20 protein-coding genes are annotated in these 25,371 nt (G+C 66.2%); 11 read left to right on the forward strand and 9 right to left on the reverse strand.

Translation table 11 applies throughout. From position 1 onward, the window contains the following. Positions 1–92: 92 nt before the first annotated feature. The gene (locus tag AAFG07_RS38960; RefSeq protein ID WP_342724882.1) at positions 93–509 is read right to left on the reverse strand and encodes a nuclear transport factor 2 family protein; all 417 of its coding nucleotides are present in this window, start codon (positions 507–509) and stop codon (positions 93–95) included. A 163-nt stretch (positions 510–672) separates the two neighbouring features. Between AAFG07_RS38960 and AAFG07_RS38965 the strand changes: the two genes are divergently transcribed. The 5 genes from AAFG07_RS38965 to AAFG07_RS38985 all read left to right on the forward strand — a co-directional run bounded on the left by AAFG07_RS38965 (position 673) and on the right by AAFG07_RS38985 (position 8,206). After that, the gene (locus AAFG07_RS38965; RefSeq protein WP_342724883.1) at positions 673–1,260 is read left to right on the forward strand and encodes a PadR family transcriptional regulator; all 588 of its coding nucleotides are present in this window, start codon (positions 673–675) and stop codon (positions 1,258–1,260) included. 273 nt (positions 1,261–1,533) lie between these two features. Next, positions 1,534–5,109 (forward strand): hypothetical protein, encoded by a 3,576-nt coding sequence (locus AAFG07_RS38970; protein WP_342724884.1) that lies wholly within the window; start codon positions 1,534–1,536, stop codon positions 5,107–5,109. A gap of 472 nt (positions 5,110–5,581) precedes the next feature. Continuing rightward, positions 5,582–6,220 carry a hypothetical protein gene (locus AAFG07_RS38975; RefSeq protein WP_342724885.1) on the forward strand — a complete coding sequence of 213 codons (639 nt, stop codon included), beginning with the start codon at positions 5,582–5,584 and terminating at the stop codon, positions 6,218–6,220. A gap of 277 nt (positions 6,221–6,497) precedes the next feature. Continuing rightward, complete coding sequence (locus AAFG07_RS38980; protein WP_342724886.1) at positions 6,498–7,427, forward strand: sulfite exporter TauE/SafE family protein; 930 nt, start codon at positions 6,498–6,500, stop codon at positions 7,425–7,427. After that, positions 7,424–8,206: a TIGR02186 family protein gene (locus AAFG07_RS38985; RefSeq protein WP_342724887.1), complete on the forward strand. Its 783-nt coding sequence runs from the start codon at positions 7,424–7,426 to the stop codon at positions 8,204–8,206. Before AAFG07_RS38980 ends, AAFG07_RS38985 begins: the two co-directional genes overlap by 4 nt. 99 nt (positions 8,207–8,305) lie before the next feature. Here the strand turns inward: AAFG07_RS38985 and AAFG07_RS38990 are convergent, their stop codons facing one another. Next, entirely contained in the window at positions 8,306–9,616 is a 1,311-nt protein-coding gene (locus tag AAFG07_RS38990) for an aspartate aminotransferase family protein (protein WP_342724888.1), read from the reverse strand. A gap of 146 nt (positions 9,617–9,762) precedes the next feature. Between AAFG07_RS38990 and AAFG07_RS38995 the strand changes: the two genes are divergently transcribed. Beyond that, complete coding sequence (locus tag AAFG07_RS38995) at positions 9,763–10,245, forward strand: Lrp/AsnC family transcriptional regulator (RefSeq protein ID WP_342724889.1); 483 nt, start codon at positions 9,763–9,765, stop codon at positions 10,243–10,245. 20 nt (positions 10,246–10,265) lie between these two features. Here the strand turns inward: AAFG07_RS38995 and AAFG07_RS39000 are convergent, their stop codons facing one another. The 3 genes from AAFG07_RS39000 to AAFG07_RS39010 are packed head-to-tail and all read right to left on the reverse strand — an operon-like array spanning position 10,266 to position 13,359. Then, positions 10,266–11,597, reverse strand: a complete 1,332-nt coding sequence (locus AAFG07_RS39000; RefSeq protein ID WP_342724890.1) for a divalent metal cation transporter — start codon at positions 11,595–11,597, stop codon at positions 10,266–10,268. Between the two features lie 58 nt (positions 11,598–11,655). Then, positions 11,656–12,420: an MBL fold metallo-hydrolase gene (locus tag AAFG07_RS39005; protein WP_342724891.1), complete on the reverse strand. Its 765-nt coding sequence runs from the start codon at positions 12,418–12,420 to the stop codon at positions 11,656–11,658. Positions 12,421–12,429: 9 nt separating this feature from the next. Further along, positions 12,430–13,359 carry a DMT family transporter gene (locus tag AAFG07_RS39010; protein ID WP_342724892.1) on the reverse strand — a complete coding sequence of 310 codons (930 nt, stop codon included), beginning with the start codon at positions 13,357–13,359 and terminating at the stop codon, positions 12,430–12,432. A gap of 98 nt (positions 13,360–13,457) precedes the next feature. On the opposite strand from AAFG07_RS39010, the gene AAFG07_RS39015 reads away from it, so the two are divergent. Beyond that, entirely contained in the window at positions 13,458–14,321 is an 864-nt protein-coding gene (locus AAFG07_RS39015; RefSeq protein ID WP_342724893.1) for a LysR substrate-binding domain-containing protein, read from the forward strand. Between the two features lie 568 nt (positions 14,322–14,889). Here AAFG07_RS39015 and pdeM read toward each other — a convergent pair. The 4 genes from pdeM to AAFG07_RS39035 form a co-directional block, all read right to left on the reverse strand. Continuing rightward, positions 14,890–15,561: a ligase-associated DNA damage response endonuclease PdeM gene (pdeM, locus tag AAFG07_RS39020; RefSeq protein WP_342724894.1), complete on the reverse strand. Its 672-nt coding sequence runs from the start codon at positions 15,559–15,561 to the stop codon at positions 14,890–14,892. Between the two features lie 63 nt (positions 15,562–15,624). Beyond that, entirely contained in the window at positions 15,625–18,393 is a 2,769-nt protein-coding gene (locus AAFG07_RS39025) for a ligase-associated DNA damage response DEXH box helicase (RefSeq protein ID WP_342729375.1), read from the reverse strand. A gap of 240 nt (positions 18,394–18,633) precedes the next feature. After that, on the reverse strand, positions 18,634–19,860 hold the full coding sequence (locus AAFG07_RS39030) for an ABC transporter substrate-binding protein (protein WP_342724895.1): 1,227 nt from the start codon (positions 19,858–19,860) through the stop codon (positions 18,634–18,636). A gap of 287 nt (positions 19,861–20,147) precedes the next feature. After that, positions 20,148–21,074, reverse strand: a complete 927-nt coding sequence (locus tag AAFG07_RS39035) for a methyltransferase domain-containing protein (RefSeq protein WP_342724896.1) — start codon at positions 21,072–21,074, stop codon at positions 20,148–20,150. A 132-nt stretch (positions 21,075–21,206) separates the two neighbouring features. Here AAFG07_RS39035 and AAFG07_RS39040 point away from each other — a divergent pair, with 132 nt between their 5' ends. From AAFG07_RS39040 to AAFG07_RS39055, 4 genes are all read left to right on the forward strand, one after another. Then, positions 21,207–22,286, forward strand: coding sequence for a ligase-associated DNA damage response exonuclease (locus tag AAFG07_RS39040; RefSeq protein ID WP_342724897.1), 1,080 nt, complete (start codon positions 21,207–21,209; stop codon positions 22,284–22,286). After that, on the forward strand, positions 22,283–24,205 hold the full coding sequence (locus AAFG07_RS39045; RefSeq protein WP_342724898.1) for an ATP-dependent DNA ligase: 1,923 nt from the start codon (positions 22,283–22,285) through the stop codon (positions 24,203–24,205). Before AAFG07_RS39040 ends, AAFG07_RS39045 begins: the two co-directional genes overlap by 4 nt. Positions 24,206–24,302: 97 nt before the next feature. Next, the gene (locus tag AAFG07_RS39050; protein ID WP_342724899.1) at positions 24,303–24,614 is read left to right on the forward strand and encodes a DUF6460 domain-containing protein; all 312 of its coding nucleotides are present in this window, start codon (positions 24,303–24,305) and stop codon (positions 24,612–24,614) included. Positions 24,615–24,636: 22 nt separating this feature from the next. Beyond that, positions 24,637–25,371, forward strand: coding sequence for an MBL fold metallo-hydrolase (locus AAFG07_RS39055; protein WP_342724900.1), 735 nt, complete (start codon positions 24,637–24,639; stop codon positions 25,369–25,371).

Raw genomic sequence — 25,371 nt, forward strand, 5'->3', positions numbered from 1 at the left:
GGTCGCGGTCGCACGCGCGACCGATGCTGCGCAGCCTGTCCTTGGGTTTGTTGGAACGGACCTTATCCGGTTCGGAAGGTCCGCGGCAGGTCCTATCGAGACTGTGATTGCGACGTTGCGCCGCTCTGCTTCATCAACTCCTCGCCCATCATCCGATGCAGCAGGTTGATCGCCTTGAGCGGGCGCACCATCACCTTGAAATGCGTGATCCGGCCATCACCGTCGAACGTGACGATGTCGACGCCGTTGAGCTTGATGCCGTCGATCTCGTTCTCGAACTCGAGCACCGCGCCGGTGTCGTTGCGCCACTCGCCGAGATACTTGAAGGTCGGGCCGCCGAGCACCTTGGCGGCGCTGGTGAGATATTTGAAGGTGATGTCGCGGCCGCGCTGCGGCGTGTGCACGACCGGGCTTTCGAACACCGCGTCGGGATGCAGCAGATCCCACAATGCGGCGGTGTCGTGGGACTTCATGTAGGCGTACCACTTGTCGAGGCCCGGCTTGCTCATTCGGACGTCTCCTGCGGCGGGGGTTTAAGAAGCCTGAACATCGGCCGCGCGCGACAAGGCGGCACGCCGATCACCATATGCATATTGACGCATATGCACAGTTGCGCATAAAGTCAAGCGAACTTCAGAATGGCCTTCTTGGGAACTGAGATGGAGGTGGGCGTTGGCACTCGGTGACGCAATCCTCGCATGCCTCACGGAACGTCCGATGACGGGCTATGAGCTCGCCAAGACGTTCGACGCCTCGATCGGCTTCTTCTGGAAGGCCGACCACCAGCAGATCTACCGCGAGCTCTCCCGCCTGCGCGACAAGGGCCATGTCCAGGGCCGCGAGGTGGTGCAATCCGGCAAGCCGAACAAGCTGGTCTACACCCTGACGGCCGAAGGCCGCGCGGCGCTGAAGCACTGGGCGGCGCGGCCGAGCGTTCCGCCCTCGATCAAGGACGACCTCTTGGTCCGGCTCTACGCGCTCGACTGCGTCGACATCGAGCCGCTGCGCACCGACCTGATGGCGCGGCTGGAGCATCACCGCGACCGCTATGAGCGCTACGAGCGGCTGTTGAACAAACGCTTCCCCGACGGCACCGCGCCGCCGGCCGATGTCGGCAAGATGCTGAGTCTGCGCCTCGGGATGCGCCATGAGCACATGGTGGTGGAGTGGTGCGAGGAAGCGCTCGACGCGCTCTCGGCGATGTCCGGCCGCGGCAATGTGCTGCCGCTCGACGACGGCAAGCGCGAAGGCAACGGCTAGAAAACAAATCTCATACTTTGCGCGTGCCGATGAGGGCGGGGAATCCGCTTTGCCGGAAAGCGATAGGCGTGTCCTGATCCGGCGCAACAGGTTCCCGGATTCCCTAACTTTAAGGCCCGCCGGCCGCATTCCTTAACCCGTTATTTACCGTGACGGGAAAAAGTCAGCAGCTGAAGCAGACGACCAGCGCAGAATTCGATTGTCTCTTAACGGGAATGCGCGGGGAGGCTGCGGGCGCAGGGTGTAGCGCCGGAGTCGGGACCGGACGGAATCATGAATTCGCGCGTATCGTGGAGTGTTGACGGCATCGATCCCTCCGTCCGCGACAGGGCCGAAGCGGCTGCGCGCCGCGCCGGCATGTCGCTGAACGACTGGCTCAACTCCACGGTCGGCGAACCGAGCCCGCCGGATTGGCGCATGGCGCCCGAGCAACGGCAGCCGATGCCGAGCCGGGAAAGCCGCGAGGTCGCCGACATCCATCAGCGGCTCGACGCGATCACCCGCCAGATCGAACAGATTGCAAAGCCAATGTCGCGCGCCGAAGCCGTGCGCGCCGAAGTGCCGCGCGGCCAGCCCGCCGTCGCACGGCAGCTGAACGACGCGATTTCGCGCCTCGACGCGCGGCTGTCGCAGATTTCGCGACCGCAGCCCGCGCGCGAGCCGCAACCCCAGCCGATGCGTGAAGCGCAGATGCAGCGGGAGCCGCAGATGCAGGACCGGCAACTGGAGGAAAGGCTGCGCCAGGCGGAAGCGGTCGAGCGCGCCGCAGCCCAGGTCTACCGCCCCTCGCCGCCGCTCAGCCCGGCGTCGTTCGATTCCGCGATCGCGGAGATCGCCGCACGTCAGAACGAGCTCGACGGATCAGCGCAACGGCAGATGCCGCCGCGCACCGCTCAGCCGATGCCGCAAGCGGCTCCGCCGATGGCCGCCTATGCGCCGCCGCCGGCTGCGCCGGCCGGGCCCGATTTCTCCTCGCTCGAGCGGCACCTGCTCAAGATCACGAGCCAGATCGAGGCGCTGCAGCGGCCCGACCATATCGAGCAATCGATCGCAGCCTTCCGCGGCGAGCTTGCTGAGATCCGCCAGGCGATCACCGAGGCGATGCCGCGGCGGGCGATCGAATCGATCGAGAACGAGATCCGCTCGCTGCATCACCGGATCGACGAGATCCGCCAGGACAGCAGCAACGGCCAAGGCCAGGTGATCACCGGCATCGAACGCGCGCTGGCGGAAATCCGCGAGGCGCTGCGCACGCTGACGCCCGCCGAGCAGCTCACCGGCTACGACGAGGCGATCCGCAATCTCGGTGGCAAGCTCGACATGATCCTGCGCGCCAACGACGATCCGTCGACGGTGCACCAGCTCGAGAGCGCGATCGCCGCGCTGCGCGCCATCGTCTCCAACGTCGCCTCCAACGACGCGCTGCTGCAGCTCTCCGGGGACGTGCATGCGCTGGCCGCGAAGGTCGACCAGCTGTCGCAGATGTCGCGCGCAGAGTCCCACGTCGATGCCTTCGCCGGGATCGAGCAGCGCATCGCCGCATTGGCCTCGACGCTGGAAACCCGCGAGCGGCCGGTCGCCGGCTACGACAATACCGACGCCATCGAGGGCGCCCTGCGCTCGCTGTCGGAGCGGATCGACCGCCTGCAGGTCGGCAACGACAGCTCGTCGGCGTTCACCCATCTCGAGCAGCGTGTCTCCTATCTGCTCGAGCGCCTGGAGTCCGCCGACCAGCGCTCCGGCAATCTCGGCCGGGTCGAGGAGGGGCTGCATGACATCATGCGGCACCTCGAGGCGCAGCACGCCCATATCGCCTCGCTCGCCGATGCCACCCGCAACAACGTCAACACCTCGCCGCAGCCGATGATGGACAGCGGCATCGTCGACCTGGTGAAGCGCGAACTGTCCGACATCCGCTTCAGCCAGTCGGAGACTGATCGCCGCACCCAGGATTCGCTGGAGACCGTTCACAACACGCTCGGCCATGTCGTCGATCGGCTCGCGATGATCGAGAACGATCTGCGCACGGTCCGCACCGCGCCGCCGGCTCCGCCCGCCCCTGCTTATGCCGAACCGCGGATGGAAGCACCGCGGATGGAAATGCCGCGGGCGGCGATGCCGCAGCCGACCGCGCAGCCTGAATCATACAAGCCTGAAGCGTACAGGCCTGAATCGTACCGGCCCGAATTGCCCAATCCTGCGCTGGCGCAGGAGCACTTCATGTCCGCGCCGCGCGAATTCCATGCCGCGCAGCCGGTCGAGACCGCGCCGCCGCCGCTGCCGCCGCGCGCGATCAGCGAGATCCTGGAGCCGCATGCCGCCTCCGCGCGCGCCGCGATCGCGCCGGATCTGCCGCCGGATCATCCGCTCGAGCCGGGCACACGCCCCTCGGGCCGCGCGTCGTCGCCGTCGGAGCGGATCGCGGATTCCGAGCGCGCGATCAGCGACCTTCCCGCCGGCAAGAAGGAGCCGGTCTCGACCTCGAGCTTCATCGCCGCCGCGCGCCGCGCCGCGCAGGCCGCCGCCGCGCAGCCCGTCAACGACAAGGCCGCGCGCGCAGCGAGCAAGGCGGCAGCCAAGGCCAAGGAGAAGGCCGACAAGGCTGCGAAGGCCGCTGCCGGCAAGGCCGGCGTGCCCGCGACTGGCGCGCCGGCGACCGGTGCGCCGGAGGCCCAGCCTTCGACCATCACCTCCAAGATCCGCTCGCTGCTGGTCGGCGCGAGCGTGGTCGTGATCCTGCTCTCGACCGCCAAGATGGCGATGAACCTGCTCGACACCAGCTCCGCGCCGCAGACGCCGGCGATCGAGCACAGCGAGCCGGCAGCGCCGCCCGTGCAGCTGCCTACCGATAACTCCGTCGTCCCGGCGCCGGCGGCACCGTCCGGCGTGCCCGGGCTGTCAGTGCCCGGGCCGTCGATGACCTCGCCGACCCCGCTCGGCCGCCAGTCCAACAACACAGCGTCGCCGAACACGCTCGACAGCGCGCAGGTAACGATCCCATCGGCGCCCGCGCCCGCCGTGACGCCGGAGCCGGCTGCGGCACCGGTCGCCGCCGCCAGCGACATCACCGGCACGATTCCGACCGCGCCGCCGCTCGGCGGCAAGCTTGCCATGGTCCAAATTCCGGCGGGCGAGAAGCTGCCCGACGCGATCGGCGGTCCGGCGCTGCGCACGGCTGCGATCAAGGGCGATGCGGCCGCGGCCTATGAGGTCGGCGTCCGCTTTGCCGAAGGCAAGGGCGTGCCCGCCAATGTCGACGAAGCCGCCAAATGGTATGGCCGCGCGGCGCAAGCCGGCGTGGTGCCCGCGATGTTCCGGCTCGGCACCTTCTACGAGAAAGGCCTCAGCGTGAAGCGCGACTTCGATGTCGCACGGCGCTACTACGTGCAGGCCGCGGAGCGCGGCAATGCCAAAGCGATGCATAACCTCGCCGTGCTCGACGCCGATGGCGGCGGCAAGGGCGCCGACTACAAGAGCGCGTCGCAGTGGTTCCGCAAGGCGGCCGATCGCGGCGTTGCCGACAGCCAGGTCAACCTCGGCATCCTCTATGCCCGCGGCATCGGGGTCGAACAGAACCTCGCCGAGTCGTTCAAGTGGTTCAGCCTTGCGGCCGCGCAGGGCGACGCCGACGCCGGCCACAAGCGCGACGATATCGCCAAGCGGCTCGACCCGCAGTCGCTGGCTGCAGCGAAGCTTGCGATCCAGACCTTTACCCCCGAGCCGCAGCCGAGCGATGCGGTCAACGTGCCGGCCCCGGCCGGCGGCTGGGACGGCGCCCCCGTGCAGCCCGCGGCGGCGAAGTCCGTCAAGCCACCGTCGAAGCGGACCGCGGCGCTGACCGCGCACTAGAGCATTTTTCGGTTCTGATTGAATCAGAACCGAAGCTCTAGATTCTTGTTTGACGCGTTTTCTTCACGCGAACCGGTGTCCACTTCGCTCGAAAACGCTCTAATCGCACTCATTTGAAAGCTGCTGCGGCGCCTTGACGGCGCCGCTGTCCTATACCTGCGGGCCTCCGCCGTGTAGATAAGCGCAAAACCCCGCGCCAGCGGCGCATGCGTTCCGGAGGGCAGGCTTGTCTGTCGACGATCGTCAGGATGATGGAACGGGCCATCGTTCGTCGCCGACCGGTCCCCGCGTCGCGCCGCCGCGCCAGATGCCGTCGCCGTTTGCCGCGCCTCCCAAGCCTCGGCCTTCTCCTCCGCCTTCTCCGCCTTCCCCTCGGCCTCCACCCCCGCAAGGGCAAGGACAAGAGAGCCTGGCACCGCCGCTCCGCATCTTCCGGTTCTCGCTCTGGTCCGTCGTCATCTTCGTACTACTGGTGTCGAGCGTTGCCATTCAGGCCTATCGCGACTTGTCGAAGCCCGGCGCGTGGGACTTCTGGCGCGAGACCTACATCGCGGCGAGCATGGATTCGGCGGTGATTTCCGACGTCGACATCGACGGGTCGGGCCGCGGCCGGCGTGCGCTTGCGATCAGCGGCAAGATCGGCTCGGCCAGCGCAAGCTGGTTCCGCGATAGGCTCAGCGAGGCCCGTCTCGCACCCGGCGATGCCGTGCTGCTGTCGTCGCAGGGCGGTGCGCTGAACCAGGCCGCGATCATGGGCGAGGTCATCCGCACACATGGGCTCGTCACCGCCGTCGCTACCGCGGACGCCTCGGGCAAGCTCCGCCCCGCGGCCTGCGCCAGCGCCTGTGTGCTGGTCTATGCCGGCGGCCAGACCCGCTATGGCATCGCGGACTCGCGGCTCGGCGTTCATCGCTTCACGACCAGCGCACCGGTCAGCGATCCCCTCGCCGAGGCGCAGCGCATCCAGGGCATGGTGCTGGGCTACATGACCAAGATGGGCGTCTCCTCCGGGATCGTGGAAGCGATGTCGCAGACCTCGGATATCCGCTGGCTGAGCCCGAACGAAGCGCTCGCGCTGAACCTGATCACCAAGCCGGTCGATCGGCCCTAAAGCATGACAAGCCGACACCGGCGTCATTAATCTGAATTATCAACCACGTCCGCAGCCGGGCGGCCACGTGCGGCGAAAAATGCCATCGAGGGCGGATTCTTTAGTCCCTCCGCTCGCCGATTTCGGTTATGCAAGAACGCGGCAATCGACCCGCGTTCGCCTGCTTCTTGCGCGCCGACCGGATTCGTTCAGCCGGAGAATGCCCGACCAGAACGACATCACGCCGTGATGCGGCCTTGCGCCCCAGCATGTGGCGAACCGACAAGAAGCGACGCGCGTGCAGCTCTACCTCCCGATCGCCGACATTCCGGTCAATGTCTTCCTCATCCTGGCGATGGGCGCGGCGGTTGGATTCGTCTCCGGCATGTTCGGGATCGGCGGCGGCTTCCTGATGACGCCGCTCTTGATCTTCGTCGGCATCGCGCCCGCGGTCGCGGTTGCCTCGGTGGCGAGCCACATCGCGGCCTCCTCATTCTCCGGCGCGATCTCCTATTGGCGCCGGCGCGCGATCGACCCGCTGCTGGCGGCGGTGCTGCTGGTCGGCGGCACGATCGGCACCGCGCTCGGGGTGTGGACCTTCACCTTCCTCCGCTCGCTCGGCCAGCTCGATTTGATGATCGCGCTGTCCTACGTCATCCTGCTGACCACGGTCGGCGGGCTGATGTTCTGGGAAGGCCTGCGCGCGATGCTGCGTTCCAGGCGCGGCGGCCCGGTGACGCTGCGCAAGCCCGGCAGCCATGGCTGGATCCACGGCCTGCCGCTGAAGCTGCGCTTCAAGCGCTCCAAGATCTACCTCTCGGTCGTCCCGGTCGTCGTGGTCGGGCTCGTGATCGGCTTCATCGGCGCGGTGATGGGTATCGGCGGCGGCTTCATCCTGGTGCCGCTGATGATCTATGTGCTGCGGGTGCCGACCTCGACCGTGATCGGCACCTCGATGGTGCTCACCCTCGTCACCATGGTGTTCGCGACCCTGCTGCACGCGGTGACCAACCATTTGGTCGACGCCGTGCTGGCGCTGATCCTGATGGTCGGCGGCGTCACCGGCGCGCAGTTCGGCGCCCGCGCCGGCCAGAAGATCCGCGGCGAGCATCTGCGCCTCTTGCTCGGGCTGCTCGTGCTCGCGGTCGGCATCCGGTTTGCCGTCGAGCTGGTGATCCGGCCGCAGGACCTGTTCAGCATCCGCGAAACCGGCGGAGCCCCGCCATGAGGCTGCGCGCGCCGCTTGCGATCGTGGGCCTCGTCGCCGCCAGCCTGGCGGCGGTACCGGCGCGTGCCGAGCGGCTGATCGTGTCGGTCTCCAACCACCGCGTCACGGTGACGCCGAACTATTCCGGCGGCGAGCTCGTGCTGTTCGGCTCGGTCGAGAAGGACGACAAGACTCCGTCCAATCGCGACAATTACGATCTCGTCGTCACCGTGTCCGGCCCGCGCGCCGACATGGTGACGCGGCGCAAGGAGCGCAAGTTCGGGATCTGGATCAACACCGACTCGCGCCAGTTCCTGCAGGTGCCGGGCTATCTCGCGCTGTTCTCCAATCGCCCGTTCGACCAGATCGCCTCGCCGGAGGTGCAGCGGCGGCAACAGCTCGGGCTCAACAACGTGCTGCTGATGCAGCGGGTCGGGCCCGACTTTGCCGACGTGGTGCCGAACGATCCGTTCCGCAGCGCCTTCGTCCGGCTGCGCTCCGAGCACGGGCTGTACCGCGAGGCGACCTCGGCGGTGACGTTCCTGACCCCGACCCTGTTCCGCACCGGCATTCCGCTGCCGGCGGAGGTGCCGATCGGCACCTACAATGTCGAGATCAAGCTGTTTTCCGACGGCGCGCTGGTGACCAAGACCGAGACCGCCTTCGAGATCGTCAAGGTCGGCTTCGAGCAGTTCGTCGCCACCACCGCACGGCAGAACGGCCTGATCTACGGCCTCGTCACCGCGTTCATGGCGCTGATGACCGGCTGGATGGCCTCGATCGTGTTCCGCAAGGATTGATCTAGAGCGTTTTCGAGCGAAGTGGATACCGGTTCGCGTGAAGAAAACGCGTCAAAACAAGAATCTAGAGCCCCGTTCCGATTCAATCGGAACGGGGCTCTAGTCACGCCCCTGCTGCAACGTGCTCGCGAACGCGTCGCTCAGGATCGAGAGGCCAAGATCAATCTCGTCATCGCTGATCGTCAGCGGCGGAGCGATGCGGAAGACGCTGCCCATGCCGGGCAGCTGCACGATGTTGGTGCTCAGTCCGAGCTCCAGGCAACGCTGCGACACACGCGTGCCGAGCGCTTCGTCGGGCTCCTTGCTGAAGCGGTCGCGCACGATCTCGATGCCCTGCATCAGTCCCCTGCCGCGGACGTCGCCGATGCATTCGAACCGGTTCTGAAGGGCCAGCAGCCCGTCCCTCAGCCGCGCGCCTGCGATCCCCGCGCGCTCGACCAATCGGTCGCGAAGGATGATCTCGATGACCTTCAGCCCGACCGCGGCCGGCATCGGATCCGACACATGCGTCGTGTAGAACAGGAACCCCCGTTCGTGACAGCGCTCCTCGATTTCCGCTGACGCGACGACCGCGGCCAAGGGCAGGCCGGCGCCGAGCGTCTTCGACAGGGTCAGGATATCAGGCACAACGCCGTCGCGCTCGAAGGCGAACATGGCGCCGGTTCGCCCGAGGCCGGTCTGCGCCTCGTCGACGATCAGCAGCATGCCGCGCACGCGGCACAATTCCTTGAGCGCGGCGAGATAGCCTTGCGGTAGATCGATCAACCCGCCAGAGCTCAGGATCGGCTCGGCGATCATGCAGGCCAGCGCGCCGGTCGATTGGCGGTCGACGAGATCGAAAGCGTAGGCCAGCTCGGCCCGCCAATCGGTGGCATTGCCAAAGCGAGGACGATAGGGGTTCGGCGTCGGAATCGCGAGCGAGCCGACCGGCGCGGGGCCATAGCCCTTGCGGCCGGCCGAATAGGTCGCCCCGGCCGCACCCGATGTCATGCCATGCCAGGACTGCGCGAACGCAACGGTCTCGAAGCCGCCGGTGGCGAGCTTGGCCATCTTGATGGCCGCCTCGTTCGACTCAGCCCCCGTGCTCAGCAGCATGACGCGATCGAGCCCCGGCGGCAGCAGGCCGGCGAGCTGTTCGGCCAGCGCGACCACCGGGCGCGTCAGCATGCCGCTGAACAGATGGTCGAGCCGTTCGGCATGCTCGCTGATGGTCTTGACGATCTCCGGGTGACCGTGACCAAGCACGGCGCTCATCTGCCCGGACGTGAAATCCAGGATGGCGCGGCCGTCGGCGTCATAGACGAAGGATCCGGAAGCGCGCTCGATGATCACAGGAGCGAACGTCCCGCCATAGCGAATGAGGTGACGCCGCGCGCGGTCCCAGAACGATTTATCGTCATTTCCAGCCATGCCGTTTCCTTGCTGCTCGATCGCCGCGATGAACGACCTTCGCAGCGCATCTTATGCCCCCGACACAGCAATGACGTTGCGATTTGAGATGCATTTTGCCCGTTCTTCTGCGACCAATTGCGTAAAAGACGGGAAATACGAAAGAAATGGGAACCACAATCGTGATCGACGAGATGGACCGGAAAATCCTCGACGTGCTGCAGGTCGAAGGGCGCATCACCAATCTCGAGCTGGCCGAGCGGATCGGCCTCTCTTCCGCCCCTTGCATGAGACGCGTCCGGACCCTGGAAGAGACCGGCGTCATCAATTCCTATGTGGCGCTGGTGGACCCTGCGCGAATTGGACTTGGGTTCGACGTGATCGTCGAAGTCCGCCTCAAGCAACAGGACAGGGAGTCCTTCGCTCGCTTCGAGAAGAAGGTGATCGGCCTTCCGGAGGTCGTCGAATGCTGCATGATCGCCGGCGACTGGGATTACTCGCTGCGGGTCGTGTCCTCAGATCTCGCAAGCTATCAATCGTTCATCCTCGACCGCCTCATGCATCCGGACACGGATATCGCGAGCTACCGCACGACCATCATCCTGCGGAAGGTGAAATCAACGACGAAGATCGACAGCTCGCTGTTCTGACCGCAAGGATCAAACAAGGATCAAACAAGCACCCCGACCCCCATCGCGATCACGCTGAGCGCCATCGCGCCGGTCGAGAGCCAGCCGAGCCAGTAGAGCCACCCGCCGATCACGAAGCGACCCATCACCGCCTTGTGGCGGGCCATCAACATCAGCAGCACCATCACGGGCACCGCGAGCACGCCGTTGACGACCGCGCTCCAGTACAGCGCCGAGATCGGATCGATCGGCGTGAAATTCAGCGCGATGCCGATGGCGCCCGACAGCGCCAGCACCGAATAGAACGCAATCGCCTCCTTCGGCTTGCGCGCCAGTCCAACCGGCCATCGCCGGCCCTCGCCGACCGCGTAGGCAGTCGCGCCCGCGAGCACCGGGATCGCCAGGAGGCCCGTGCCGACGATGCCGAGCGCGAAGATCACCTCGGCGAACGGCCCGGCAATCGGGCGCAACGCCTCGGCGGCCTGCGCCGAGGTCTGGATGTCGGTCTTGCCGGCGGCATGCAGCGATGCGGCGGCGGTGACGATGATCGACAGCGCGATCAGGTTGGAAAACGCCATGCCGGTGACGGTGTCGGCGCGAATGCGGGAAAACTCCTTCCGTGCGCCGTAATGCTTCTCGATCAACGGATGCTTGGTGACATCGACCCGCTGCTCCTCCGCCTCCTGCGAGGCCTGCCAGAAGAACAGATAGGGCGAGATGGTCGTGCCGAAGATCGCCACGATGGTGGTGAAATAATCCGAGCTCCAGGTCAGGCGCGGAACCAGCACGCCGGCCAGCGCTTGCATCCACAACACCTTGGCAAAGGCGAGCGCCGCGACATAGGCGAACAGGCTGAGCGTCAGCCATTTCAGGACGGCGACGTAGCGGCGGTAGTTCATGAAGATCTGGGCGGCGACCGAGGTCACGCCGAACAGCACGACGTAGAAGATGGCCGGACCGCCGATCAGGAGCTTGGTCGCGTCCGCCATGGCCGACAGGTCGGCGGCGATGTTGACGGTGTTGGCGATGAACAGCAGCGTCACCACGATGATCAGCAGCCAGCCCGGATAATGCCGGCAGACATTGCCCGATATGCCGTGCCCGGTGACACGGCCGACCCGCGCGGAGATCTCCTGGATCGCGGTCATCAGCGGGAACGTCAGCAGCATGGTCCAGCCAATGCCGTAGCCGAGTTGCGCGCCGGCCTGGCTGTAGGTGCCGATGCCCGACGGATCGTCGTCGGAGGCGCCGGTGATCAGGCCGGGGCCGAGCGACTTCACGACGCGCTTGAAACTGAACGGCTCGCGCCGCGGCTTCGCCGCCGGCGCATCTTCATCCTTGTCGTGTCGCGAGATCGTCTCTTGCGGCGTCATGTCCGGTTCCAGCCGTCTGACAACGGGCCGGATGCCGCCAAGGTTCCTGGGATGAAACCTAACCCTCGATGACCGTGGCGACGCCGGGTTCGAGGATGCGCAGACGGCGGCCGAAGCCGAGCGTATCGAAGCTCGCGCGCAGGTCACTCGCGTTCTGCCGGAAATGCGCCCAGCCATCGGTATGAACGGGCACGATGACGGCGTCCGCAAAGGCGCGCGCGGTCTCGATGGTGTCGTTGGTGTCCATGGTGAGATGGAACGGGCCGCGCGTCTGTGCAGCACCGGCGAACGGCAGCACCACGCCGCAAGCAAAGCGCCGCGCGACCTCGGCGACACCGTCGAACCAGGTGGTGTCGCCGCTGACATAGACCGGACGGCCGGGCTTCGCCGGTTCCAACACGAAGCCGATGACGTCGCCGGACAACGGCTCGATGCCCGCGGGCCCGTGCCGCGCCGGCGTCGCAGTGACGGTGAGCGCCCGTCCGCCCTTCTCCAGTGTGGTCGAGGCCCAGGGCGCAAAACCCTCGGCGTTGCCGCCGAGCCGCTTGGCGCCGGCCTCCGTCGTCAGCACCCGCTTCGCCATTCTAAGGAAATCCCGGCCAGAATGGTCGAGATTGTCGGAATGCTGATCATGGCTGAGCAGCACCGCATCGATCTCGCCGACGTCGCGCGCACTGAGCGCGGGCCCCGTCAGCTTCTCCAGCTTCACATGCGGCAGCTGATAGTCGCCGGGCGCATCGAAGGTCGGATCGGTGAGCAGGCGGAACCCGTCGATCTCGATCAGGGCGGTCGGGCCTCCGATCAGGGTGATGGTGATGCTCACGTTACACTCCTATTTGGGCGAAGCCGCGGCGGGGCGGGTCACCAGGTAAATGCCGAGCGCGACCGGAACGATCCCGAGCAGATCGCGAAATTCGACATGCTCGCCGAGCACGAGATAGGCGAACAGCATGCCGAGCGGCGGCATCAGGAAGTGATAGGCGCTAGCGGCGGTCGCGCCACACACTTTCAGGAGATGAAACCAGAGCAGGTAGGCAAGGATAGAACCGCCGAGCACGAGGAAGGCGAAGGCACCGGCGAGCCGCATGCTGGGCACGACGTCACTGAGGCTGGAGAGCGTGAAGGCGAACGGCATCACCGCAAGGCCACCGGCGATGTTCTGGATGCCGTTGCCGATCCACAGGCTGCCCTTCGGCGCCAACAGCTTGAACAGGACGGTGCCGGCGACGATCGAGGCGAGCGAAGCCAATGTGAAGAGTATGCCGTGCGGGCTGTCGGTCCCGACCTTCATGCGATGCCAGACGATGAAGGCGACGCCGGCGATGCCGAGCACGAGGCCAACCACCTTGCGCAAGGTCATGGTCTCGCCGAGGAACATCGCGGCCAGCATGGCGGTGAAGACCGGATTGGCGGAGACGATCAGCGCGCCGAGCCCGGCGGAGACCGTCTTCAGGCCGGTATAGCCGAGGCCGAGATAGAGCGCGTTGTTGGCAACGCCGAGCACGGCGAAAACCGCCGCATCGCGCCAGCTGAGATCCCATTGATCCCGGCGCAGCAAGGAGGCGCCGAGGATCAGGACTCCGGCGAGCGAGAATCGCGCGACGAGCAGGATCAGCGGCGGACAATCGGTAACGCCGATCTTGCCGGCGACGAAGGCGTAGCTCCAGAGCAGGCAGAACAGGGCGATCAACAGCGGCAGGGTGTTGAAGCGGGTGCGGGGGACCGGCACTGAGGTTGCGGCGGGCGAGCTTGCAGAGGACATGGCAGTTTCTCCTTCGCCCGATGATCTAGGCCCGCGCCTTGTCATTTGGAAATTAAATGATAGACTGACTTGCAGTGGATTTATAAATGGAGGCTGCGATGCTCGACCTGGAGCTGCTGCGCAGTTTCGTCTCGGTGGTCGATGCCGGCGGCTTCACCCGCGCGGGCGAGCGCGTCCACCGCACGCAATCGACGGTGAGCCAGCAGATCAAGCGCCTGGAGGAGGATGTCGGCCAGCCGCTGTTGATCCGCAGCGGCAAGGACGTCACCCCGACGGAAGCCGGCGAGCGGCTGCTGACCTATGCGCGGCGGCTGCTGTCACTTGCCGAAGAAGCCCGCGACGTGCTCTCGCGCCCCGGCAGCGAGGGTGCGATCCGGATCGGCATCACCGAGGATTTTGCCGCCTATCGGTTGACGAGATTGCTCGCGACCTTCGCGCGCAGCCACCCCAATCTGCGGCTCGACGTGCGTTCCGGCCAAAGCCTGTTCCTGTACCGCGATCTGGAGCGCGGCGATCTCGATCTCGCGCTGATCAAGCGCGCCGCCAGCGAGAAGGGCGGCATCGCGGTGTGGCCGGAACGGGTGCACTGGGTCACCAGCAAGAGCCATCCACGCGACACGGCGACCGGCTCGGTGCCGCTGATTGGCTTCGGCTCGGGCTGCCTCTATCGCGCCCATGCCATCCATGCGCTGGAGCGCGCGGGCCGTAACTGGCACATGGCCTACACCTCCTCCAGCCTCGCCGGGATCCAGGCCGCGGTCGCGGCGGGCCTGGGCTTAAGCATTCTCTCGGAAATGTCGATCCAGGCCGAGCATCGCGTGCTGACGGCAAAGGACGGCTTTGCGCCGATCGAGCGGACCGAAGTCGCCCTTGTCGCCACCCCCGAAGCCAGCCCCGCAACGCTGCGGCTGGCGGATCGGCTGGCGGAGTATTGCGAGAGCGTGCAGGCGAAGGCGGCGTAGGGCGGGGTCGCGCCGCTACTTCACTGTCGTCCCTGCGAAAGCAGGGACCCATAACCACAGGGCTGTGTTGCTGAAGCAAGCTGTGGCCCCAGCGTCGCGCATCAACGACGATCGGTGGTTATGGGTCCCGGGTCGCGCTTCGCTTGCCCGGAACGACACCGCGTGTGTGGTGCGGCAGGCCAAGGCGGCATAGGGCGAGGTTGCGCCGCTACTTCACTGTCGTCCCTGCGAAAGCAGAGACCCATAACCACAGGGTTGTGTTGCTCAAGCAAGCTGTGGCCCCAGCATCGCGCAACAACGAAGCCCTCTGGTTATGGGTCCCGGGTCGCGCTGCGCTTGCCCGGGACGACACCGCGTGTGTGGCGCGGCAGGCGAAGGCGGCGTGGGGTGAGATCGCGCCGCTACTCCACTGTCGTCCCTGCGAAAGCAGGGACCCATAACCACAGGGTTGAGTTGCTGAAGCAAGCTGTGGCCCCATCGTCGCGCAACAACGACCATCCGTGGTTATGGGTCCCGGGTCGCGCTGCGCTTGCCCGGGACGACACCGCGTGTGTGGCAGGCCGATCGCCTAGTAACACCGCGACGCCGCGAACGCGTGGACGTGGTTGTCGCCGAGCACGTGGGCCATGAAGCCGGGCGATCCAAAAATCCGCGCGAACGCGGCGTCGCGGATGCTGAGGCCCCCGGTGTAGGCGCCGAACGCCGGCATCACCGCGCGCTCGCCGTCGGAGGCGAAACAACGGCGCTCGATCGAGCGGCCGCGGGTCGGCACCCGCGCCTTGGGGTGGAGGTGCCCGGCTATCTCGCCGGCAGCGCCAGTCGGCTCATGGCGGAACACAATCGGGCCGATCGCGACCTCGGTCGCGACCACGCCGCCGAGACTGGTCGGCAGCGCCGGATCGTGATTGCCCGAGATCCAGATCCAGTTGCGCCGCATTTGCAGCGCCGCGAGCGCCTTGCGATCCGGCGCCGACAAGCGCGCATGCGCATCGCGATCGTGAAAGCTGTCGCCGAGTGCGATCACCTGTCGCGGATCGTGCCGCGCGATGACGGCGGCGAGCCGGCTCAACGTCGCCACCGTATCGTAAGGCGGCAGCAGCACGCCGCGGCTGGCAAAGCTCGAGCCTTTTTCCAGATGCAGGTCGGAAACCACGAGCAGGCTCCGCTCTTCCCAGAACAGCGCGCCGGAGAAATCCGCCACGAAGCCGACGTCCGCCACCGTGACCCTCGAAACGCGCATGTCGTCACCGTCTCGCAAAACCTGCGCGCTTGCCGCCACGTGCTGTTCCCCACAGTGCCAGTATTACGTCGTCGCCTCCCGCACGAGTTCCTCGGCCGCCTCGGCCAGAAGCTCGTCGGATGCTTCGCCATAAACTGACTCGCGGCCGATTTCCAGCAGCGCGGGCACGGCAAGCGGAGAAACGTGGTCGAGATCCTTGTGGGTGATTCGGCCGTGAATGCGCGAAAGCATGTCGCTGAGGCGGCGGAGATCGAGCAATCCCGTGGCGGCATCGCCGCGCGCGGCGCGCAGCAGCACGTGGTCGGCCTGGTGCTTGCGCAGCACGTCGTAGATCAAATCGGTCGAGAACAGCACCTGGCGGCGCGACTTCTCCTCGTCGGTGAAGCGGCGCGCAATCAGTCCGGAAATGATGGCGCAGTTGCGGAAGGTGCGCTTCATCAGCGCGGATTCCGCGAGCCACGCCTCGAGATCGTCGCCGAGCATGTCGGGATCGAACAGCGCGTTGAGGTCGAGCTTGCCGTGCCGGATCATGAAGGAGAGATCGCCGACGCCCCACACTGCCAGCGCGTATTCGTTGGCGACGAAACCGAGCGGACGGGCGCGGGCGCGTTCCAGCCGGCGGGTCAGCAGCATGCCGAGCGTCTGATGCGCCAGCCGGCCCTCGAAGGGATAGCAGACCAGATAATGGCTGCCGCCGCGCGGAAAGGTTTCCACCAAGAGCTCGCGCGCCGCAGGCACACGCGAGAATTTTCGCTGCAGCGACAGCCAGTCGTGCACCTGATCCGGCAATCCGTTCCAGGCCCGGCTGTTGTCGAGCAGCTTGCGGACGCGTTCGGCGAGATAGGTCGAGAGCGGAAACTTGCCGCCCATATAGGACGGGACTTTTGCATCCTTATCATTGGCGCGGGAGACATAGACCTGGTCCTCGACCAGCGCCTCGTAGCGCACCACTTCACCGCCAAAGACAAAAGTGTCGGCGGGCACGAGGCCCTCGATGAAGACCTCCTCGATCTCGCCGAGCATCCGGCCGCCGCGGGCGATCGCGCCGGTCGAACCGCTGCCGCCGGCGCGCGAGCGCACCAGCCGCACCTTCAGCATGGTCTCCTCGACGATGGTCCCGACATTGAGGCGGTAGCTCTGCCGCACCTTGGGATTGGTGACGCGCCAGCGGCCCTGCTTGTCCTGCTTGATGCGCGCGAAACGCTCATAGGTTTTCAGCGCATAGCCGCCGGTCGCGACAAAATCGACGACGTCATCGAAATCGGTCCGCGCCAGTGCTGCATAGGGCGCTGCGGTCCTGACCTCATCATAGAGTTCGTCGGACAGGAACGGCTTGCCGCAGGCGCAGCCGAGCACGTGCTGGGCCAGCACGTCGAGCGCGCCCGAACGCAGCGGCGGCGTGTCCTGCGCATTCTCCGCAATGGCGTCGATCGCGACGGCGCATTCCAGCACCTCGAACCGGTTGGCCGGCACCAGCACGGCGCGCGAGGCCTCGTCGAAGCGGTGGTTGGCGCGGCCGATCCGTTGCATCAGCCGCGACGAGCCTTTGGGTGCGCCGATATTGATGACGAGGTCGACGTCACCCCAGTCGACGCCGAGATCGAGCGAGGAGGTGCAGACCACGCCGCGCAGCCGGCCAGCGGCCATCGCGTCCTCGACCTTGCGGCGCTGCGCGACGTCGAGCGAGCCGTGATGCAGCGCGATCGCGAGCCCGTCATCGTTCATGCGCCACAGATCCTGGAACAGCATCTCGGCCTGGCTGCGCGTGTTGACGAACACCAGCGTGGTCTTGTTGCGCTTGATCAGCTCGTAGACCTCGGGCAGCGCATGGCGCGCGCTGTGGCCGGACCACGGCAGCCGTTCGCGTGTGTCGAGCATCTCGACCACCGGCGGCGCGGCGCCGCCGGCGATCACGACGTCGGCAGACACGTTCTCGCCGCCCGGCTGCGGCACCAGGAAACGCGCCAGCTGCTCCGGCTCGGCCACCGTCGCCGAGAGACCGATCGCGCGCGCCTGCGGCGCGATGGTCCAGAGCCGCGTAAGCCCGAGCGAGAGAAGATCGCCGCGCTTGGAGGTGACCAGCGCATGCAGCTCGTCGAGCACGACGCGCTTCAGCGAGGAGAACAGGAAAGGCGCGTCGTCGGACGCCAGCAGCAGTGCCAGCTGTTCCGGCGTGGTGAGCAGAATATCCGGCGGATAACGCCGCTGCCGCTGCCGCCGCGACACCGGCGTGTCGCCGGTGCGGGTCTCGATCTTGATCGGCAAGCCCATCTCGGCAACCGGCGTCTCCAGATTGCGCGCGATGTCGACCGCGAGCGCTTTCAGCGGCGAGATGTAGAGCGTGTGCAGCCCACTGGAACGTCGAACGCCGCGGCCGGTGGAGATGAGAGTCCTTCTTGGCTCCGCAGCGCTCGCTGCCAGGGCTCCCTCCCCCCTTGCGGGGGAGGGCTGGGGAGAGGGGTAAGCCGGATCGTTCGGAGCAAGCGGCATACCCCTCTCCCGCCGCCCCCCGACGCGCGATTGCGCGTCAGAGGACGTCGACCTCCCCCGCAAGGGGGGAGGTGGCGATCGAGTATGCGACAAAAGCTTTCCGTCTCTCGCCTCGTTCTCCCCACTCAACTCCACCAGCGTCGGCAGGAACCCTGCCAGCGTCTTGCCCGCACCGGTGGGCGCAATCAGCAGCGCGGAGCGTTCCTCGCGCGCCTTCGCCAGCAGCGCGAGCTGATGCTCGCGCGGCGACCAGCCGCGCGACGCGAACCAGTCGCGAAACCGGCGCGGCAAGAGATCGGCCGTTTCCGACGGCGGAACGGAAAAGAGATCGAGCGTCGACACGCCCAAGAGGTAGGTGGTTCAGCGGGTTTCGTCGAGGGCGGACGAAAATGGCGGCAGGTGGCAGGGCCGCCCTCCTCCACGTCGTCCCGGCCTAGTGCGCAATTGCGCATGGGGGGCCGGGACCCATTACCCCGAATGCGTGTTGTGGAGTGACGCCGGGGCCGCAGCCTTCTAAATCACGGACAACGGTGGTTATGGGTCCCGGCTTTCGCCGGGACGACGCAACAGAGTTGGCGCCCCCTACTCCGTCATCGGCTCGCCCAGGAGGTCCCAGTCCTTGCCGTTGAAGATCGAGACATAGAGCGTCTTCATCGGCGTGTAGTCGTCGGGCGTATAGCTGTAATTGATGCCGTCGAGGAAATAGGGCGAGTGGAAGCCGGCCAGCGTGGTGGCGTGCTTCAGCACGTTGGCGCGGGTCAGATCGTCGCCGCAGCGGCGCAGGATTTCGCCCATCGTCGCCGCCTGGCCGTAGCCGGCGAAGGCGATGGTGTTGTCAGGATCGATGTTCGGCAGGTACTTCTTGCGCAGCTCCTCGAACGCGACCACATCCGCATCCTTCTCGTAGCGGGGCACGCCGACTTCCTTGTTGTAGCGGATCGCGACGATGTCCTTGGCGTTCTCGAGGCCCGCGGCGCTCAGGATCGAGCGGCCGGTCGAGCCCGCCGACAACAGCTGCAACGGCTTCCAGCCGAGCTCGGCCACCTTGCGGATCGACTGCGACGTCGCCTTGCCGGTGGTGATGTTGTAGAACACGTCGGCGCCCGACTTCGAGAGATTGATGAGCTGGGAATCGACCGTCGGATCGGTGAGATCGTAGGTCTGCTCCATGATCACCTGTGCCTTGCCGCCGGCATCGGCCAGCACCTTCTTGAACGGCCCCAGGAAGTCGCGGCCAAAATCATCGTTCTGGTAGAGGATGCCGATCCTGGCGTTCGGCTTCACGCTGACGACGTGCTTGGCGAGGATGCGCGCCTCGGTCGGATAGAGCGGCAGGCCCGCCATGGTCCATTTATTGTTCTTCGGATCGTTCCATTTCGAGGCGCCGGTGTTCAACAGCAATTGGGGGACGCCCTTGGAATTGAGGTATTTGTGCACGGCGGTCTGCGGCGCGGTGCCGAGCGAGCCATAGAGCGCCAGCACCTCCTCCTGCTCGACCAGGCGGCGCGTCGCCTCGACGCATTTCGGCGCGCTGTAGGCGTCGTCCATGGTGAGGAATTTTACCTTGCGGCCGTTGATGCCGCCCTTGTCGTTCAGCATCTGGAAATAGGCTTCGCCGACCCGGCCGAGCACGCCATAGAGCGACCCGGGGCCGGAATGCGGCACGGTCTGGCCGAGCTTGATCTCGGTGTCACCAGCGCCCGGATCGTACTTCTTGTCGGCGGCCCGGACGAACGGCGCAGGCAGCACGGACGCTGCGATCACGGACAATGCGGTGGCGCCGAACTCGCGCCGGGTATGTTTTTTCATTGTTTCTCTCCCTGAGGCGAAAAGCTCTCGCATTCCGCCTTGCGCCGGGCAAGCGCGAAGTCACGGCTTTGCGGCGCAATGCCGCGTCACGGCAAATGCGTAGCGTGTAGACTCAAGTCTGAGAGCGATGCGTCGCTCTCTTACCTTCTCCCCTTGTGGGAGAAGGTGGCGCGGACGCAGTCCGCGACGGATGAGGGGTATGCATCCGCGGAGAGAAACCCCTCACCCGGCTTCGATGCTAGCGCATCGAAGCCACCCTCTCCCACAGGGGGAGAGGGTGAGAAAGATCACGGCTTGACGGCGACAGCCACGAGCCCGGGCGCCGGGATGTTGTCCTCATTGCGCGCCGAGAGATCGTCGAGCAGAGCCAGCGTCAGCCCGGCGGCGGCGACCGAGGCGCGCACGTAGGCCGCGCTGTGGGCGTAGCGCAGCCCCTCGCCGAGGATGACGCCCTCGCCGTCATGGGTCTCGGTCGTGAAGGCGATCACGCCGCCCCCGACCAGCACGCGCGCAGCCTCGGCAAGCACGGGCGCGAGATCGGCGACATAGACCATCGCGTCCGCAGCGATGATCAATTCGGCACTGGCGTCCGGCTTGCCCGAAATACCCCTCAGCATGTCGTCGACCTCGAGCTCGGCATAGAGCCCGGTCGCGCGCGACTTGTCGATCATGCGCGGCGACAGGTCGATGCCGATGAAGCGATCGACGTGCTGCGCGAATGCAGCGGCCGCGAGGCCGGTGCCGCAGCCGAGATCGATCGCGCGCTTGAAGAACGCCGGCTTCCTCGCAGAGGCGCGCACCGACAGCACCGCCTTGAACAGCAGCGCCGGGCCGCGATAGCCGAGATCGCCGACCAGCGCGGCCTCGAAGCGCGGCGCATATTGATCGAACAACGTCTGCACATAGCCCGGCGGCATCGCGCTGACGGCCTCGACGCCGAGTTGCATCAGATGCAGGCCGGCGCCATGGCGGTCTTCGGGGTCGGCATCGCGTGCGGCGCGGAAGGCTGCGATCGCGGCTTCACGCTGGCCGAGCTCGAGGCGGATCTTGCCCAGCGTGTACCAGGCCGACGGGAATTCCGGCACCAGCTCGATCGCCTGTTCGAGCAGCTCGGCGGCAGCCGGCAGATCGCCCTTCAATTGCAGGTCGCGCGCGAACTCGTAGCGGCGGTCGGCAACCAGGTCGCCGGAGGACAGAAACAGGCGGGGGGCCATTTTCTCTTAGGGAACCGATCTTGGCCAGGTCCGGCCATCCATCAAAGCATGGACTTTTTCCGGAGATGGAAGCGCCGGTCAAGCCCGCTCGCGACCGCTAAACATCGCCGAGGGAGCACCTATATTGCGACAATGCGCCCGCAAGACATCCTGATGCCCGTCCCCGCCGGGCTTTGCTGCAAGCCCGGCGGCTTCCACATCGATCCTGTCAGGCCGGTCGAACGGGCGCTGATCACGCATGGCCATTCCGACCATGCGCGGGCGGGTCATGGCGCGGTTCTCGCGACCCAGGAAACGCTCGACATGATGCGGCTGCGCTACGGCGAGAATTTCGCCGGCACGACGCAGGCGGTCGCTTACGGCGAGGAGATCAGGCTCGGCGACGTCACGGTGACGTTTCATCCCGCCGGCCACGTATTGGGCTCCGCCCAGATATCGGTCACCTGCAAGGACACCCGCATCGTCGCCTCCGGAGACTACAAGGACGCACGCGACCCGACCTGCGCGCCGTTCGAGCTCGTGCCGTGCGACGTCTTCATCACGGAGGCGACTTTTGGGCTGCCGGTGTTTCGCCATGGCGATGCCGCCGACGAGGTGAAGAAACTGCTGGCCTCCGTAAAACTGTTTCCGGAGCGCGCGCATCTGGTCGGCGCCTATTCGCTCGGCAAGGCGCAGCGCGTCATCGCGCTGCTGCGCGAGGCCGGCTACGACGCGCCGATCTATCTGCACGGCGCGATGGAGAAGATCACTTATTACTATCAGGAACGCGGCATCCCGCTCGGCGAGCTCCGGCCGGCGCGCGGCATGAAGAAGGCCGAGCTTGCCGGCACCATCACGCTGGCGCCGCCGAGCGCGACCTCCGATGTCTGGACGCGCCGCTTCCCCGATCCGGTCACGGCTTTTGCGTCGGGCTGGATGCGGGTGCGCGCCCGGGCGCGGCAAGGCGGCATCGAGCTGCCGCTGGTGATCTCGGATCACGCCGACTGGGACGGACTGACGGCGACGATCGCAGCCACCGGCGCCGGCGAGATCTGGGTCACCCACGGCCAGGAAGATGCGCTGGTGCATTGGTGCAAGAGCAAGGGACTTGCGGCGCGGCCGCTCGATCTGGTCGGCTATGGCGACGAGGACGAGAGCGAGGCGGCAGCGGTCACCGGCGAGGCGGAGCCCACCGGCGAAGGCCAGCCCGTCGGCGAGACCAAGAAGCCATGAATCGCTTTGCCGAGCTGCTCGACCGACTCGCCTACGAGCCGGGCCGCAACAACAAGATCAAGCTGCTGGTTGCCTATTTCCGCGAAACCGAGGATCCCGACCGCGGCTACGCGCTGGCGGCGCTGACCGGCGCGCTGTCGTTCAAGCACGCCAAGCCGGGCTTGATCCGCGACCTGATCACCGAACGCACCGACCCGGTGCTGTTCGGCTACTCCTATGACTACGTCGGCGATCTCTCCGAAACCGTCGCGCTGATGTGGCCGAAGGCTGGAGCAAATTACGTCGAGTCTTTCCTGGGCCACCCCTCTCCCCAACCCTCCCCCACAAGGGGGGAGGGAGCCCAACCGTCGTGCTCACCTCACAGCGATGTTGAAGGAATTGATGTCAGTAAGGGACGTGTCACTGGACAGGCTCCCTCCCCCCTTGCGGGGGAGGGCTGGGGAGAGGGGTACCGCGGGCGAGGTGTCGGTGAGATCACTCGCACCCACAACAACCCGCCTCCGCCCACCCTCACCGACGTCGTCACCACGCTGCGCACGCTCGGCAAGGCCGAGTTGCCGGCGCAGCTGGCGCGCTGGCTGGACGAGCTCGACGAGACCGGGCGCTGGGCGCTGTTAAAACTCGTCACCGGCGCGATGCGGATCGGAATCTCGGCGCGGCTGGCGAAGACCGCGGCGGCGGCGCTCGGCGATAAGGATCCACACGAGATCGAGCTGATGTGGCCCGGCCTGTCGCCGCCCTATCCCGAATTGTTCGCCTGGCTCGAAGGCCGCGGCGACAAGCCGGTCAACCTCGATCCAACGCCGTTCCGCCCGGTGATGCTGGCGCATGCAATCGAGGATGCCGATTTCGCCAATCTCGACGCGGCCGATTTCAGCGCGGAATGGAAGTGGGACGGCATCCGTGTGCAGGCTGTCGCCGGCCGCGATGCGTGCGGTCACATCCGGGCGCGGCTCTATTCACGCACCGGCGAGGACATCACCGGCAGCTTCCCCGACCTCGTGCCGTCGCTGCATCTCCAAGATACTCTAGATTTGAAGCATGATGACTCCCGAAAACCGCTTCACACTTTTCGGCATCATGCTTCATTCGCGATCGACGGCGAATTGCTGGTGCTGCGCGACGGCCGCGTGCAGACCTTCAACGTGTTGCAGCAGCGGCTGAACCGCAAGGTTGTCTCGCCGAAGCTGATCAAGGAGTTTCCGATCCACTTGCGCGCCTACGACCTGCTCGGCGACGGCGAAAACGATTTGCGCGAGCTGCCCTTCACCGAGCGCCGCGCGCATCTCGAAGCCTTCGTCGCGAAGCTGAACGATCCGCGCATTGATCTGTCGCCGACAGTCCCGTTCGCGAGCTGGGAAGAACTGGCCGCGGCGCGGGCCGATCCGAAGAGCGCCGGCGCCGGCGACGATGCCGACGCGGTCGAGGGCGTGATGCTGAAGCGGCGCGACGCGCCCTACCTGCCCGGACGGCCGAAGGGCCCGTGGTGGAAGTGGAAGCGCGATCCGCACATCATCGACGCCGTGCTGATGTATGCCCAGCGCGGCCACGGCAAGCGCTCGTCCTATTACTCCGACTACACGTTCGGGGTCTGGACCCGTGGCGATGCTGGCGACGAGCTGGTGCCGGTCGGCAAGGCCTATTTCGGCTTCACCGACGAGGAACTGTTGCAGATCGATCGCTTCGTCCGCCGCAACACCACCGAGAAGTTCGGCCCGGTGCGGCATGTCGTGCACGAGCCGGATCAGGGGCTGGTGCTGGAAGTCGCCTTCGAGGGCCTGCAACGCTCGCCGCGTCACAAATCCGGCATCGCGATGCGCTTTCCCCGGATCAGCCGCCTGCGCTGGGACAAGCCGCCGCGCGAGGCCGACCGGCTGGAGACACTTGAACGGATGTTAATCTCCATGACAGGAAGTTAAACCCGCAAGCCGCATGGCAGCCATTGATCGCGGCTCGCGGGTTTCCCATGTGCTGCGCCGTGACCTATAATGCGGGCGATTCCGCCAGGAGAGAACGATGCCGAACGACGTCAGGGACTTGCCGGCCGGCCAGAGCCAGAGTGACGGCCTGTACCGCTTTCTCGGCGGATCGCCGCTCTCGGTAGCGTTCCGGCTGATCCTGCTCTCGATCCTGGTCGGCGTCGTGCTTGCCGCGATCGGCCTCGACCCATGGAATATCCTCAACAGCGTCCGCCGGCTGTTCCAGACCATCTGGGATTTCGGCTTCGACGCGATCAACTGGGCCTGGCGCTACTTCCTGCTCGGCGCCGTGATCGTGATCCCGATCTGGCTGTTGTCGCGGCTGTTCGGCACGCCGCGCGGCCGCTGATCCAGAGGAGCACTCGCAGCCGATGCAATTGCAATTTGTCGGCTGCGGCGATGCGTTCGGCTCCGGGGGCCGCTTCAACACCTGCTTCCATGTCACCGGCGCGCGCGTCAATTTCCTGATCGATTGCGGTGCGTCCTCGCTGCCGGCACTGAAGCGGCTCGAGATCGATCGCGACGCAATCGACCTGATCCTGATCACGCACTTTCACGGCGATCATTTTGCCGGCCTGCCGTTCTTCCTGCTCGACGCGCAATTCTCCCGCCGCACCCGGCCGCTCGTGATCGCCGGACCCGAAGGCATCGAAACGAAATTGCCTGAGGTGATGGAGGTGATGTTCGAACATTCCTCCAAAACCAAACAGCGCTTCGATCTGTCCGTCGTCACGCTCGCACCGCAGGAACAGCGCAGCTTCGGCGAGGTGAGCGTGACGCCCTATCCTGTGGTGCATGGCGAATCCGGCGGGCCATTCCTCGCCTATCGCATCGAGGCGGAAGGCCGCGTCGTCAGCTACAGCGCCGACACCGAATGGACCGACGCGCTGATCCCGGCCGCGCAAAACGCTGACCTCTTCATCACTGAGGCCTATACCTACGACAGGATGGTCAAGAACCATCTCAGCCTGAAAACGCTGGAAGCGCATTTGCCGGCCATCAACGCCAGGCGCGTGATGCTGACCCATATGAGCGACGATATGCTCGGCCGCGTCGACGACCTGCCCTACACGGCGGCGAGCGACGGCATGGTCGTGGTGTTCTGA

Source organism: Bradyrhizobium sp. B097 (assembly GCF_038957035.1).
In the GTDB taxonomy this organism is placed as follows: Bacteria; Pseudomonadota; Alphaproteobacteria; order Rhizobiales; family Xanthobacteraceae; genus Bradyrhizobium.